The following is a 14,563-nucleotide window of genomic DNA, read 5'->3' as shown; positions in this document are numbered from 1 at the left end:
AAGAAGGACGGCACCGATCCGAATAACCCGGACACTGACGGTGACGGCGTGAACGACGGTGACGAGAAGAAGGACGGCACCGATCCGAATAACCCGGACACTGACGGTGACGGCGTGAACGACGGTGACGAGAAGAAGGACGGGACTGACCCGAAGAACCCGGACACCGATGGTGACGGCGTGACGGATGGGGATGAGAAGAAGGACGGGACTGACCCGAATAACCCGGACACTGACGGTGACGGTGTGACTGACGGTCGTGAAAAGGACCTGGGCACCGACCCGAAGAATTCCGACACCGATGGTGACGGCCTGACTGACGGTCAGGAAGTTGGTACGGACATTGACGAGAACGGCAAGCCTGCTCGTAACGAGGATGGCACCCCGAAGGTTGATGACTCCAAGGCCACCAAGACCGACCCGAAGAACCCGGACACCGATGGTGACGGTATCAACGACGGCGACGAAGTCAACGGCACCAAGAACCCGTTCAAGGACGACAAGTCCGATCCGAATGGGAAGCCTGGTAACACCGACCCGCTCAACCCCGACTCGGATGGTGACGGGGTCAATGACGGTGACGAAGTCACTGGCAAGAACAACGGTGGCAAACCGACCAACCCGAACAAGGCCGATACCGATGGCGATGGCGTCACCGACGCTGACGAAATCAAGGACGGCACGGACCCGAATAACGCTGACACTGATGGTGATGGCGTGAATGACGGGGACGAAAAGAAGGACGGGACCGACCCGAAGAACCCGGATACTGACGGTGATGGTGTGACTGATGGTCGTGAAAAGGACCTGGGCACCGATCCGAAGAACCCGGATACTGATGGGGATGGCCTGACCGATGGTGAGGAAGCCGGTACGGATATCGACGAGAACGGTAAGCCTGCTCGCAACGAGGATGGCACCCCGAAGGTCGATGACTCCAAGGCCACCAAGACCGACCCGAAGAACCCCGATACTGACGGTGACGGCCTGACCGATGGTGAGGAAAAGAAGATCGGTACTGACCCATTGAACCCGGATACTGATGGCGACGGCATCAATGACGGTGATGAGGTCAATGGCACCAAGAACCCGTTCCAGGACGATAAGTTCAATAAGGACGGCAAGCCTGGTAACACTGACCCGCTCAACCCGGATACCGACGGTGATGGTCTCACTGATGGTGACGAAGTTACCGGCAAGAACAACGGTGGCACTCCGACTAACCCGAACAAGGCCGATACTGATGGTGACGGCGTCAATGATGGCGACGAAATCAAGAACGGTACGGACCCGAATAAGGGTGATACCGATGGTGATGGCCTGACCGATGGTGACGAGAAGAAGATTGGTACTGACCCGAAGAACCCGGACACCGACGGTGACGGCATCACGGACGGTGACGAGGTGAACGGCACCAAGAACCCGTTCCAGGATGACAAGTTCAATAAGGACGGCAAGCCTGGTAACACCAACCCGCTCAACCCTGACACCGATGGTGATGGTCTCACTGACGGTGACGAAGTGACCGGTGCTAAGAACGGTGGCAAGGCAACCAACCCGAATAAGGCCGACACGGATGGTGACGGTATCAATGACGGTGACGAAATTAAGAACGGCACCGACCCGTTGAACCCGAACGACCCGGGCAAGCCTGCGCCGAAGACCAAGAAGGTCAAGAAGACCCTCCAGGTCACTGGTGCAACGAGCGTTGGTCTTGCTGGAACAGCAGCACTGCTCCTGCTCACTGGCGGGCTCGTGGTGACGCGGCGCCGCAAGGCATAACCGCTGAACTGATCGCGTAACGCAAGAGAGGGGCTGGCAGACGACCCTGCACAAGGGTGACCTGCCAGCCCCTCCTTGATGCATAAAACCGTTTACCCATAATAAAAGCGACCTCCGCCACGGCCCAGGAATTGCCCGCTCGCATGCACTACGCTGGTGATGCCGCGGTGTGGCACGGCGGCTTCCCTGAGATTGAGAAGGTAGCTCGTCATGTTTGAGTCACTGTGCTGCGCCCGCGAATGGACCTTGCGCCCGGGCAGCTTGCTGCGCCGCTCGCTGGTCTGCCTCATCGGCGTGATTCTCACCGCCATCGGCATCACCGTGGCCCTCAAAGGTCACGCCGGCGTGGACCCCTTCACCGCCCTGCTCCAGGGCGTCAGCCACATCACCGGCCTGTCCTTCTCCTGGGTGGTCCCGGTGGTCAATATCGCCCTCATCGCGCTCATCTTCCCCTTCGACCACAAAGTCCTCGGACTGGGCACCGTCCTCAATTTCACCCTGGTCGGGGTGCTCGTCACCAGCTTCACCAGCATCCTCGACTCCATCTACGTTTTCACGTATTCAATCCCAGGGATGCTCGCCCACCTGGCCATCGGCCTGGTGATTTTCGCGCTGGGGCTCTCGCTTTATATCACCCCGGACATCGGCCAGGGTGCCGCCGACTGCATCGTCCCCGTGCTCCTGCGCCGCTTCCCGGGCCAGTCCTACCGCACCTTCCGTGTGGCCCAGGACTTCATCGTGGTTCTCATCGCCCTCGCGCTGTTCCGCTTCGATTTGAGCAGCGGCGTCATCGGCATTGGCACCGCGATCATGGCGCTGGGGATTGGCGTCGTCGTCGATTTCTTTAACCGTACGGTCGCGTACCGTCTTGTTGGTACGACGGCGTCCTACACGGCACGCCCCGCCCCCGCTATCACCGAGGAATAAAACACGGGGCGCGCCGCGGGCGCCGTCGTTATATGTGCTAGTGATCGTTACGCGAAGCAGCGCTACCCGAACCAGCGCTGCACCGCGGCCACGATTTCGCGGTCGAACGCATCATCGGAGTGATGCGCGGCGATCCACTCGCGGAAACTCCCGCCGCAGGCCGCGTCCAGATCCGCCCGGCACTGCGCGGTGCGGGTGAGGACCCGGGTGAGCATGGCCGCCGCGGCCGCCTCATCGCCATCCGGATAGAGGAAGGGATAGTTTTCCGGCAGTAGCGCGCGGGCCCAGGGCACGTCCGGGAACACCCCGAGCGCCCCGGCGCCCAGGGCTTCCACGTAGGACAGCCCGTAGGATTCCTCCGCGGCGGTGGCCAGGAAGGCCGTGGTATGGGCGAGGGCCTGGTAATACGAGGTGCGGGTATCGGTCAGCGGCCCCACGTGCATCCACGGCAGGCGCGAGTACCGCATGGCTTTCTCGGAAACCAGGTGCGCTTCGTGCAGGCGCATCTCCACCGTGAGCGGGATGAGTTCGCGCACCCGGCTCAGCACATCCATGAAGAAATCGGGGCGTTTGCGCGCCGAGAGGTAAATCGCGGGATAGAGCACCACCGGGACCTCCGGTTCGCGCCGCTCTTGCACGTGGTCGAGGCGGAAACCGAGATTCACCCAGCCGAGCTTGAGCCTCCCGGCCAGCGGGGGCACCGTCCACTTATTCACCATCTCGCGGATCTCACCGGCGGTGCGCTCCGAATTGGCAAACGTGGGGAAGAGCGCGCAAGAAAGCGCCACCGGGGCGATCTCCTCCGCGCTTTCCAGGGTGGAAACCGGCAGCCACACAAAATTCATGAGCCGCGGGGCGGGCCGGCCGGCCGCCGCCTGGCCCGCGGCCCGTAGGCGCGCCCACAGGGCCGGGGTATCATGCACATCCATAGTGATGACCACCGTATCTGGGGCGAGCTCTTCGGCGGAAACCCCGCTGGGGTCAAGCACCACCGCATCCGGGAAAATACGCAGGAGGCGGCGCAGCAGGGTAGCGCCGGCATCCTGGCCGGCTATTTTTCCTTCCGGGCTGATCTGAGCGCCGGACCAATGCACGGCGATATTCATGCCAGGACTCCCTTCTCGGGTTCGGATCCGGTGTAAAACCGGGAATGCGGTTCGAGCGCCGGTTCGGATACGGGCGAAGATTCAGGTGAAGATTCACGCGAAGATTCAGGTTCGGGTTCGTCCAGCAGCGGATCCTCGGTGGATGCCTGGATGCGCATGCTGTAGAACGAGCGGTAAATAAAGACGAGCGCGAGAGCCCCGAAGCACACCGCCAGGCCGGTGACCACCGCGGTGAGATTCTGAGCGTTGAGGCTCACGGCCAGCTCCACGGCGAGCAGGCCGAAGAGAGTCGTGAACTTAATAGTCGGGTTGAGGGCCACCGAGGAAGTGTCCTTGAAAGGATCACCCACGGTATCGCCCACGATGGTGGCATCGTGGAGCGCGGTGCCCTTCGCGTGCAGATCCACCTCCACGATCTTCTTCGCGTTATCCCAGGCCCCACCCGCATTCGCCATGTAAATCGCCTGGTAGAGGCCGAAAATAGCGATGGAAATGAGGTAGCCGATAAAGAAGTACGGCTCGATAAACGCGAAGGAAAGAGTAGCGAAGAAGACCGCCAGGAAAATGGTGAGCATCCCCTGCTGTGCGTATTGGGTACAAATTTCGACGACGCGCCGCGAGTCATCGTGGGAAGCCCGCTCCGCATTTTTATCTAGATGGATGGACTCTTTGATGAACTCCACCGCCCGGTACGCACCCGTGGTCACCGCCTGCATCGAGGCGCCGGAGAACCAGAAGATCACCGCGCCCCCGCTGATAATCCCGAGCAGGAACGGGGCATGCATGAGGGACAGCATCTCGATTCCGCTGGTCAGCCCACCGGTCAGCCCGATAATAATCGAGAAGATCATCGTGGTCGCCCCCACCACCGCGGTGCCGATGAGCACCGGCTTGGCGGTGGCCTTGAAGGTATTGCCGGCGCCGTCGTTCTCCTCCAGCATGAGCTTGGCGCGGTCCCATTGCGGGGCGAAACCAAAACCGGAGCGAATATCGGCGTCGATATCGGGGAGCGCCTCGATGCAGGAAAGCTCGTAGACCGACTGGGCGTTATCCGTGACCGGGCCGTAGGAATCCACCGCGATGGTCACCGGCCCCATGCCGAGGAACCCGAAGGCCACCAGCCCGAAAGCGAAAACAGCCGGCGCCAGCATGAACTCACCGAGCGTGGCATCCGCGATCACGAAAGCCCCGGCCATGAGCCCCACGATGGTGATGCCCAGCCAGAAGGCGGAGAAATTCCCGGCTACCACGCCGGAAAGGATATTGAGGGAAGCCCCGCCCTGGCGCGAGCTCTTCACCACTTCGCGCACGTGCCGCGAGGTTGTGGAGGTGAAGACCTTGACCAGCTCGGGGATAAGCGCTCCCGCCAAAGTCCCGCAGGTCACGATAGTGGCGAGCGCGAGCCACAGTGCGCCGTCGTTCCCACCCAAAACGAGCCAGGAGATCCCGTATACGCAAGCAATGCAGAAAATCGAGGTGAGCCACACGAGTGAACTCAGCGGTTTTTCGAAATTGAGGGTAGTCGCGGTGGCGTAGCGGGTGGCGGCCAGGCGCGCGTTGAGGCCGTAGGCCAGCGCCGAGGCGATAATCATGGCCACGCGCACCGTGAAGACCCACACCAGCAGGGTTGCTTGCAGGGCCGGCTCATGCACCGCGAGCACGATGAAGGTCACCAGCGCCACCCCGGTCACCCCGTAGGTTTCGAAGCCGTCCGCGGAGGGGCCCACCGAATCCCCGGCATTATCGCCCACGCAATCGGCGATGACGCCCGGGTTACGCGGGTCGTCCTCATCAATTTTGAAGACGATCTTCATGAGGTCGGAGCCAATATCGGCAATCTTCGTGAAAATACCACCGGCGATGCGCAGCGCCGAAGCGCCCAGCGATTCCCCAATCGCGAAGCCAATAAAGCAGGCCCCCGCCACATCCGCGGGCAGGAACAGCAAAATGACCAGCATCATGAGCAATTCCAGGGAAATGAGCACCATCCCGATGGACATCCCCGAACGCAGCGGCACCTGGTGCAGCGGGAGGGGCCGCCCGCGCAGCGAAGCGAAAGCCGTGCGCGCATTGGCCAGGGTATTCACGCGAATCCCGAACCACGCCACCGCGTACGAGCCGCCCATACCCAGCAGCGAGAACGCCACCACAATCGCGAGCTTCCCCCAGGTGAAGCCCACCAGGAACTTGTAATAGACCACGATGACCGCGGTAATAAAAGCCCAGAGCACCAAGAGGAACCGCCCCTGTTTGACCAGGTAGGCCTTGCAGGTTTCGTAAATGAGGTCGGCGACCTCGGCCATGGCCCGATGCACCGGAAGCTTACGCAGATTCATATACGTGATGAGCCCGAAGCACAGCCCCAGCACGCAGACCCCCACCCCGATGAGGAGGAGCAACCGGCCGGATACCCCGCCCACTGCGCTCACGCCCGACAGATCAGGCAATACGATATTTGCTTCACCTCCGTGCACAGTTGCCGCACCGGCGGGCGCGCTCGCGGAGGCGGCGCACGAACCTAGGGCAACGGGAGCCAGCGCGAGCGCCCCGAGCAGGGCCACCCGCCGGCGTGGACGCGAGGTGTTCTTGTGTGTGGATACAGAAAAACAACGTCCCATAATTACCTCGACATAAAATGATGAGGCTCCTTTGCCTCTCTTTTATCCTATGCCGCTTGGGCTGCTAGTTCTTGGGACCAGGTACGACGACGCCGCCCCTGCGCGGGCACCACTGTGGCCGCGCAGGGGCGGGTTGGCCGGTTTCCAGCCCGGCGCCTAAGGCCAAGCCTGGTGATGAACGCCAAGCCCGGCGCTTAGCAGCAGCCGGTGGAGACATTCTCCTCGTCGAAGGCTGCGCGCTGGCGCCAGAACTCGCGTTTGGCGAGCGGCGGATGATCGGGATGTTCACGGGCGTGCCGGGCTACGTATTTCTCGTAAGCCGATTCACCGGTGAAATCCCGCCACAGGCCGCGAGCGTGCGCCGCGAAGGCGCGGAGCTGGGTCATGAACATTGGCCTGATCTCCTAGCTCTGAGCGGACCCGGAAGAATCCGAGTCGCTGGCAGAGCTCGCCTTGGCTGCTGGCGGCGTCGTCGTACCGGAACCGGAACCGTGCGCGCCCGCACCCTTACGGTGATCGAAACCGGGAATCAAAGCCGGGTCGCCCACGACGGCGTATTCCGCCACCACCTTCTTCTCCAACTTGGTCGGGAAGAGCTGGGTGGGCGCGTAGAAGTTGGACTCCTGGTAGGGATCCTCGGAGTTCACGTACTTCTTCGCGGCGATAACCCGGATGATCTTGATAATCGCGCACACCAGCACGAAGGCCACCGTGGCCAGGAAGATGACCGAGAGCCAGCCCTGGATGAAGGTGTTACGCACAATCGCGGACTGGATGCCGATGGCTCCGGTATCCCCGGCGGCCTGCGCCTTGGCGAGCGCTGCCTTCGCGTTGGTGTTCTGGGTGAAGTACCCGATGGCGGCGTCGGAGGAGAAGATCTTCTGCCAGGACGCCGCGAAGGTGACGATCAGGTCGAAGGTCGCGGCGATGCCCGGGATCCAGGCCCACTTCGCCCAGCCCTTATTGACCACCACCACGGTGCACAAAATCAGGGCCAAAGCGGCGATAAGCTGGTTCGCTACGCCGAAGAGCGGGTAGAGCGTTTGGATACCGCCGCGCGGGTCGGTCACGCCCATGAGCAGCAGCGAACCCCAGGCCGCCACCACCACGGCCGTGGTAATCCACGCGCCCACTCGCCAGGAAGGATCCTTGAACTTGGGCAGCACATTGCCCAGGGCGTCGCCCAGCTGGAAGCGGGCCACGCGGGTCACGGCGTCCACGGCGGAGAGGATGAACAGCGCCTCGAACATAATCGCGAAGTGGTACCAGAAGCCCATCATGGCCTGGCCGCCGCCTACCTGGTGCAGAATATGGGCGATGGCCACCGCGAGGGTGGGCGCACCACCGGTACGCGAGGTGACGGAGGTTTCCCCAACGTCCTCGGCGACCTTATCGAAGGCTTCCGCGCCCACGTAGGTCTTCTCATTGCCGTTCTCATCCCAGGATTCCCAGCGGGCTTCCACCGAATTGCCGTGGGTATCGGTGACCGCGAGGTTTTGCACCGCGGCCGCCGAAAGCTCGGAGCGGTTATCGGTCATCTGCACGATGGCCGTGCCCGCCAGCTTATCGGTGGTGTGCTCGGAGGTATTCATACCGAAGTAGATACCCATATTGAGGGAAGAGGCCGCGGCCAGCGCCATAATCGCCACGAAGGATTCCATGAGCATGCCGCCGTAGCCGATCATGCGGACCTGGGATTCCTTCTGGATCATCTTCGGGGAGGTACCCGAGGACACCGTTGCGTGCATCCCGGAAAGCGCCCCGCAGGCGATGGTAATAAAGAGGAAGGGGAAGAGTTCCCCGGCGAATACCGGGCCGTCCGTATTCGAAGCGAATTCGGTGACGGCCGGCATTTCCACCAGCGGGCGCACGATGAGAATGCCCAGCGCCAGCACCACGATAGTGCCGACCTTCATGAAGGTGGACAGGTAGTCACGCGGGGTGAGGAGCAGCCAAACTGGCAGCACGGCCGCGAAAAAACCGTACACAATCATGCACCACACGAGGGTGGTGGGGGACAGGTGCAAGAACGCCTGGCCGAAATCGGATTCCGCCACGTAGCGGCCCCCGATAATCGCACCGAGCAGCGCAATGAACCCAACAATGGACACCATCGTGATATTGCCGGGCTGCACGAAACGCAGCCACAGGCCCATGCACAGCGCGATGGGGATGGTCATACCGACGGCGAAAACGCCCCAGGGCGAATCGGCCAGCGCGTTCACGCAGATCATGGCGAGCACGGCCAGCACGATCATGAGCATAACGAGGATCATGACCGCGGCCACGGCCCCGCCGATCTTCCCGATTTCATCCACGGCCATCTGGCCGAGGCTGCGCCCGCCGCGACGCATGGAGAAGAAGAGGACGAGCATGTCCTGGACGGCACCGGCCACGCACACCCCGAAGATAATCCACAGGGTGCCGGGCAGGTAGCCCATCTGGGCGGCCAGCACCGGGCCCACCAGCGGGCCGGCGCCGGCGATAGCGGCGAAGTGATGCCCGTAGAGCACCACGCGGTTTGTCGGGTCGAAATCGCGTCCGTTATTGATGCGTTCGGCCGGCGTCGCGTTGGAATCGTCGGGCTTCATAATGGTTTTTTGAATAAAGAGCGCGTAGAAGCGGTAGGCGATCATGTAGGTGCAGACCGACGTCACCACGAACCACGCGGTATTGACTTGTTCACCGCGATAGAAGGCGAGCATGTACCAGCCCGCAACGCCGAGGGCTGTTACGAGGACCCACACCGCGATGCGCGGCAGCGTCCACTTCGTATGCGGTTTTGTTCCGACCGGAACACCGTGGCGGTTCCGGATAATATATTTTGCCTCTTCTTCGCTATAGCTCGGAAGAGCAGTGTCAGCTGGTGCACTCATAGCTGAAACTCCATTTATATGGGCCGGCGCGGTCCGCGTGGACGGCAGCGCTGGCATCTCGAGCGGATCCTCGGTTGAGTACCCGGGTGGCGTACGCCACCACATCCGATAATAAACGCGTGCAACAGTATTGGGTTAACTTACGTTCGCGTTAGCACGCTATTTGTGGGATAGACCACTAAAATGGTGGCTCGCGGTGATGAAGTACGACGACGCCGCCAGCTGGCTGCGGGCCGGCCTGGGGTGGAAATGGCGGTTTGGAGCCGGTTTTGCACCTATCGCAAGATGTAGGGGTGGTGGGCGGGTGGTGCCCCTATAGGTAGTGGTAAGCTCGCCCGGTGGACGCGAAACGCGGCGCCGAAAAAATGTGTTGCACATCATAAATTTGGCGGGCGCGGGGCGAGAGTGGCGCGCCGTCGCCCTTTACAGGGCCGGGCGCGGCGGGCGCGGGGAGAAAAACGCATCCGTGTGGCGCACGAAGCACACCGGTGTCATTCTGGCCGACTACTATATGTAGTGTTCGATTTTTACGGAGGCACAAGATGTTGATTGATACCTCAACGACCACGGGGGTAGTCGTCACCAAGCGTGACGGTCGGTCGGTTAGCTTTGACGCCGGTAAGATCTACCGCGCAATCGCGCTGGCAATGAACAGCCAGGGCATCGACGATTACGCATTCGTTGAGGAAGCCACCCGCACGGTGATCGATCATCTTGATGCTGCCAAGCTTGACGTTCCCACCATCCAAACGGAAGTGGAGAACGTGCTTATGGCTTCCCGCTATCCGCAGGTGGCACGCGCCTATATTGAGTACCGCCACGATCGCGATACCGCGCGCGAACAGGCCATGGATATTTCGCGCTCCCTGGATAAGCTCATGCAGCGCGATAAGACGGTGGTCAATGAGAACGCCAATAAGGACTCCACTGTTTTTAACACCCAGCGCGATCTGACCGCGGGTGCGGTGGCCAAGGCGTACGCCCTCAAGTACCTGCTGCCCCCGGCGGTGGCCAATGCGCATATTAAGGGCGATATCCACTTCCACGATCTGGATTACAACCCCTTCCAGCCCATGACCAATTGCTGCCTCATCGATATTGAAGGCATGCTCCGTGATGGCTTCCAGATCGGTAACGCCCGGGTGGAATCCCCGCGTTCCATTAACACCGCTACCGCGCAGATCGCTCAGATCATCGCGAATGTGGCCTCCAGCCAGTACGGTGGCTGCTCGGTGGATCGCTGCGATGAAGTGCTCGCCCCCTACGCGGAACTCAATTACGCCAAGCACCTCAAGGATGCCGAGCGTTGGGTTGCCGAAGATAAGCGCGATGAGTACTGCTGGGAAAAGACGAAGAAGGACATCTACGATGCCATGCAGTCCCTGGAGTATGAGATCAACACTCTCTACTCCTCGAACGGGCAGACTCCTTTCGTCACCCTCGGTTTCGGCCTGGGCACCAACCGTTTCGAGCGGGAAATCCAGAAGGCGATCCTGACCATTCGTATTAAGGGCATCGGGGCCGATGGTCACACCGCGATCTTCCCGAAGCTCGTTTTCGGGCTGCGCCGCGGCGTGAACCTCAACCCCGAGGATCCCAACTACGACGTTAAGCAGCTGGCCCTGGAATGCTCCACGAAGCGCATGTACCCGGATGTCCTCTCCTATGACCGGCTCACCGAGCTGGAAGGTGATTACAAGGCTCCCATGGGCTGCCGTTCCTTCCTGCCCAAGTGGGTGGATCCGGAAACCGGTGAGGCCGTGAACGCCGGGCGTAATAACCTGGGTGTGGTCACCCTCAACGTGCCGCGTATCGCACTGCAGGCGCGCGGGGATAAGCAGCGTTTCTGGAAGATCTTCGATGAGCGCATGCAGGTGGTCAAGGAAGCTCTGGTCTACCGCGCCCAGCGCTGCGAGGATGCCACCCCGGAAAACGCCCCCATTCTCTACCGTTACGGTGCCCTGGGTATCCGCGCGGAAGAAGGCGATGAGGACGTCACGAAGTTCTTCCACAACCAGCGTTCCACGCTTTCCATTGGCTACATTGGCCTGTACGAAGCGGCTACCGCGTTCTACGGCCCGAATTGGGAGCATAACGCGGAAGCGAAGGAATTCACCCTGGATATCGTGCGCCGCCTGAGCCAGTACGCCGACCAGTGGAAGAAGGAGTACCCCTACTGGTTCTCTGTGTACTCCACCCCGGCCGAATCCCTCACCAACCGTTTCTGCTCCATGGATCGTGAGCGTTTCGGTGCGGTTCCGGATATCACCGCGAAGGATTACTACACGAATTCCTTCCACTACGATGTGCGTAAGAAGATCACTCCCTTTGAGAAGATCGACTTCGAAGCTCCCTACGCGGAGTACACCAAGGGTGGGTTCATCCACTACTGCGAGTACCCCAAGCTGACCCACAACACCGCGGCTCTGGAAGCGGTCTGGGATTACGCTTACGATAAGGTGGCCTACCTGGGCACCAATACTCCTATTGATAAGTGCTACGAGTGCGGCTTCAACGGGGAATTCGATCCCACGGCGGAAGGTTTCAAGTGCCCGAATTGCGGCAATGATGATCCCGACCGTTGCGATGTTGTCAAGCGCACCTGCGGGTACCTCGGTAACCCGGTCAAGCGCCCCATGGTGCACGGCCGGCACGAGGAAATCATTTCCCGCGTCAAGCACATGGACGGTCCCTGCGCTTAAGCGCTGTGGGTGTTCGGTGCCGCGCGGTTGAGTGCCGCGTGCCGGCGTACCCCAGCACCTAAGGCCCCGTGCGTCTCAGCTTTTCGCGGGCGCACTCTCGCAAGGCTCCCCGCACTCGGCGAATGTGCCGGGCGCGGGGAGTATTGCGACTCAGGGACTGTGAAAAGGTAAGGAAGAATGCGAGAATTGCGCCTGCTCTCCACACCTCCGGAAGCTCCGGGGGTGCACCAACCCAAGCGCCCCGGCGCCTGGGATGGGCGGCGCTTATCGCGCAGCTATGTTGCCGATTACAAGCCCTTCGTTATGGTGGACGGGGAAGGGGTGCGCTGCGCGATCTACGTATCCGGCTGCCCCTTCAAATGCCCGGGCTGCTATAACGTGGCTGCCCAAAGCTTCCGTTACGGCACCCCCTACACGGAAGAACTCGAAGAACGCATCCTTGAGGACTGCGCGAAAAGCTACGTGGCCGGGGTGTCCTTCGTGGGCGGGGAACCGTTCCTCAATACTCCGGTTCTGCTGCCGTTAGCGCGGCGTTTCCGGGAGCGCTTCGGGAATAGTAAAACAATTTGGAGCTGGAGCGGCTACACCTTCGAGCAGCTCCTGGAAGAAACCGAAGATAAACGCGAACTTCTTTCCCACGTGGACGTGCTGGTGGACGGGCCTTTTATCCAATCCCAGTTCATTCGTGACCTCACGTTCCGCGGCTCGAAGAACCAGCGCATTATCGACGTGCCCGAAACATTTGCCGCCATGGAAGCCGGGTGCGAAGCCCCGGTGCGGCTCTGGAAAAATGGAGATTACGACTAACGTGACCAGCACTCACCCTGCCGCTCAGGAACCCGCGGCCCAGCCGCCGGCAACGATGCCGCGCCGCAGCCGCGTTCTTATCGGAACACTTCTTGCCATTATGACCACGGGGGCGCTCACCGCCTTCTCTATTTTTGTGCGCCCGCTTGCCGCGAGCCGCGGATGGGCAGCGCCGGATATTATGCTGGCCTTCGGGCTCGCCTCCCTGGTAGTGCCCTTTATTATGATTGCCTCCGGCACGCTCTTGCGGCGCGGTTACGCGGCCCAGATGATGGCGGTGGGCGGTATCTGCTTCGGGCTGGGGCATATCCTGGCCGGCCTAGCCCCCACCCTCGCGCTGTTCGTGCTTAGCTACGGGTTGGTCACCGGCGGCGGTCAGGGTCTCTTCTACTCGGCTGCGCTCACCAATACCATGCGTTTCTTCCCGGACCGGCGCGGTATGGTAGCTGGTCTTATCACCGCAGGGATGGGAATTGGCCCCATGATCATCGCTCCGGCCGGCCAGCATCTCATTGCCGGATACGGCGTGCATAGCTCCCTGGTGATTCTCGGCATTGCTTTCACAGTGATTAACGCCGCCGCGGTCATCTTCCTGGTGCGTCCCTTCCGCGAAGAATACGGGGCCTACCTACCCCGCCCGGCGGGCACGGCCGCAGCCGCCGGACCGCGCGCGAGCCTGAGCCCGCTCCAGATGCTCGCCACCCCCACTTTCTGGCTCATCCTCGCTATTTTCGTCACAGCTGCTTTCGGTGGCATCATGGTCAATGCCAATATGGCCCCGCTCGCCACGAGTATTGGGTTCGACGCCGCAGCCGCGGCTCTCACCGTCTCGCTTTTCGCGGTCGCGAACGCGGCCGGGCGGCTGGCCTGGGGCTGGCTTTCCGACCGTATCGGCATCCCGCTGTGCCTGGTGGCGGTGCTCGGCTGCGCGGCAGGCGGGCTCGCGCTTCTCGCGCTATCCGAGCGCGGGGCAACGGTACTCTTCCTCAGCGGTGCCATCCTGGTAGCCCTGGCCTTCGGGGGCACCATGAGTCTTTTCGCGCCGCTGACCATGCACAGCTTCGGGCCGCGTCACAATGGAACCAACTACGGCCTCATGTTCCTCGGTTTCTCGCTGGCTGCCGTCGTCGCCCCGCGTTGGGCCGCTGCAAGTGCCGGCGCCCACGGAGGATCCTTCACCCCGGCGCTGTGGGGTGCTTGCGTACTGGCAGCGATCGGTCTTTTCTTGGCCGGACTTTTCCGCTGGTGGAAAGCGCGCTCACCACAGCGCTGAGCTTTCCCGTAAAGTGAAAGAAACAAGGAGGTAGCTATGGCTCAGCTCTCTGCCCGGCGTATCGGGCATCTTCATTTCACCGCCGTTAATGATCGCGGCGCCAGTGTGGAAATCGGGAAAGGTCCCGAACAATTCACTCCCGGGGAACTCATGCAGCTGGCGGTGGCTGGCTGCCAGGCCCTCAGCGCGGATTCCCGCTTCGAGCAGCTCCTCGGGGAGGACTATAGTGCCACCTTCACGGTGAGCGCGGATGCGGATCGGGAAAATAACCGCTTCGCCGCTTTCCACACCGCGATGGAGGTGGAATTCGCCGATATGCCTGAAGAACAGCGCGGTGCCTTGCTCCAGCGCGTGGACCGGGCCATTGCGCGAGCCTGCACGGTGGGTCGCACCCTCGACCATCCCGCCCCGCATGACCTGGAGATCCGCAGCGCCGCGGATAACTAGAAGCCCGCCGGGCACACCAAGAAAG

9 protein-coding genes and 1 pseudogene are annotated in these 14,563 nt (G+C 61.6%); 6 read left to right on the top strand and 4 right to left on the bottom strand.

What is annotated here, in order from left to right:
- Both ACRQDJ_RS07815 and ACRQDJ_RS07810 read left to right on the top strand, forming a co-directional pair.
- Window positions 1-1,782 (top strand): annotated as a pseudogene (locus ACRQDJ_RS07815) (hypothetical protein); the annotation flags it as partial.
- Between the two features lie 210 nt (window positions 1,783-1,992).
- Window positions 1,993-2,709, top strand: coding sequence for a YczE/YyaS/YitT family protein (locus ACRQDJ_RS07810; protein WP_284904747.1), 717 nt, complete (start codon window positions 1,993-1,995; stop codon window positions 2,707-2,709).
- A gap of 62 nt (window positions 2,710-2,771) precedes the next feature.
- Here the strand turns inward: ACRQDJ_RS07810 and ACRQDJ_RS07805 are convergent, their stop codons facing one another.
- The 4 genes from ACRQDJ_RS07805 to ACRQDJ_RS07790 form a co-directional block, all read right to left on the bottom strand.
- A complete protein-coding gene (locus ACRQDJ_RS07805) occupies window positions 2,772-3,815 on the bottom strand; it encodes a glycosyltransferase family protein (protein WP_284904748.1) in 1,044 nt (347 codons plus the stop codon).
- Window positions 3,812-6,433 (bottom strand): sodium-translocating pyrophosphatase, encoded by a 2,622-nt coding sequence (locus ACRQDJ_RS07800; RefSeq protein WP_435717969.1) that lies wholly within the window; start codon window positions 6,431-6,433, stop codon window positions 3,812-3,814. Before ACRQDJ_RS07800 ends, ACRQDJ_RS07805 begins: the two co-directional genes overlap by 4 nt.
- A 194-nt stretch (window positions 6,434-6,627) precedes the next feature.
- On the bottom strand, window positions 6,628-6,825 hold the full coding sequence (locus ACRQDJ_RS07795; protein WP_051278537.1) for a YbdD/YjiX family protein: 198 nt from the start codon (window positions 6,823-6,825) through the stop codon (window positions 6,628-6,630).
- Between the two features lie 12 nt (window positions 6,826-6,837).
- The gene (locus ACRQDJ_RS07790; RefSeq protein ID WP_435717968.1) at window positions 6,838-9,309 is read right to left on the bottom strand and encodes a carbon starvation CstA family protein; all 2,472 of its coding nucleotides are present in this window, start codon (window positions 9,307-9,309) and stop codon (window positions 6,838-6,840) included.
- A gap of 542 nt (window positions 9,310-9,851) precedes the next feature.
- On the opposite strand from ACRQDJ_RS07790, the gene nrdD reads away from it, so the two are divergent.
- From nrdD to ACRQDJ_RS07770, 4 genes are all read left to right on the top strand, one after another.
- Window positions 9,852-12,011, top strand: coding sequence for an anaerobic ribonucleoside-triphosphate reductase (gene nrdD / locus ACRQDJ_RS07785; RefSeq protein WP_026429199.1), 2,160 nt, complete (start codon window positions 9,852-9,854; stop codon window positions 12,009-12,011).
- 177 nt (window positions 12,012-12,188) lie between these two features.
- Window positions 12,189-12,818 carry an anaerobic ribonucleoside-triphosphate reductase activating protein gene (gene nrdG, locus ACRQDJ_RS07780; RefSeq protein ID WP_087069818.1) on the top strand — a complete coding sequence of 210 codons (630 nt, stop codon included), beginning with the start codon at window positions 12,189-12,191 and terminating at the stop codon, window positions 12,816-12,818.
- Between the two features lies 1 nt (window position 12,819).
- Window positions 12,820-14,091, top strand: a complete 1,272-nt coding sequence (locus ACRQDJ_RS07775) for an MFS transporter (protein WP_159454962.1) — start codon at window positions 12,820-12,822, stop codon at window positions 14,089-14,091.
- A gap of 36 nt (window positions 14,092-14,127) precedes the next feature.
- Complete coding sequence (locus tag ACRQDJ_RS07770; RefSeq protein WP_284904752.1) at window positions 14,128-14,538, top strand: OsmC family protein; 411 nt, start codon at window positions 14,128-14,130, stop codon at window positions 14,536-14,538.
- Window positions 14,539-14,563: the final 25 nt, after the last annotated feature.

This window comes from Actinotignum urematis (assembly GCF_051264595.1).
Lineage (GTDB): Bacteria > Actinomycetota > Actinomycetes > Actinomycetales > Actinomycetaceae > Actinotignum > Actinotignum timonense_A.
This window is presented reverse-complemented; position numbering and strand designations above follow the sequence as displayed.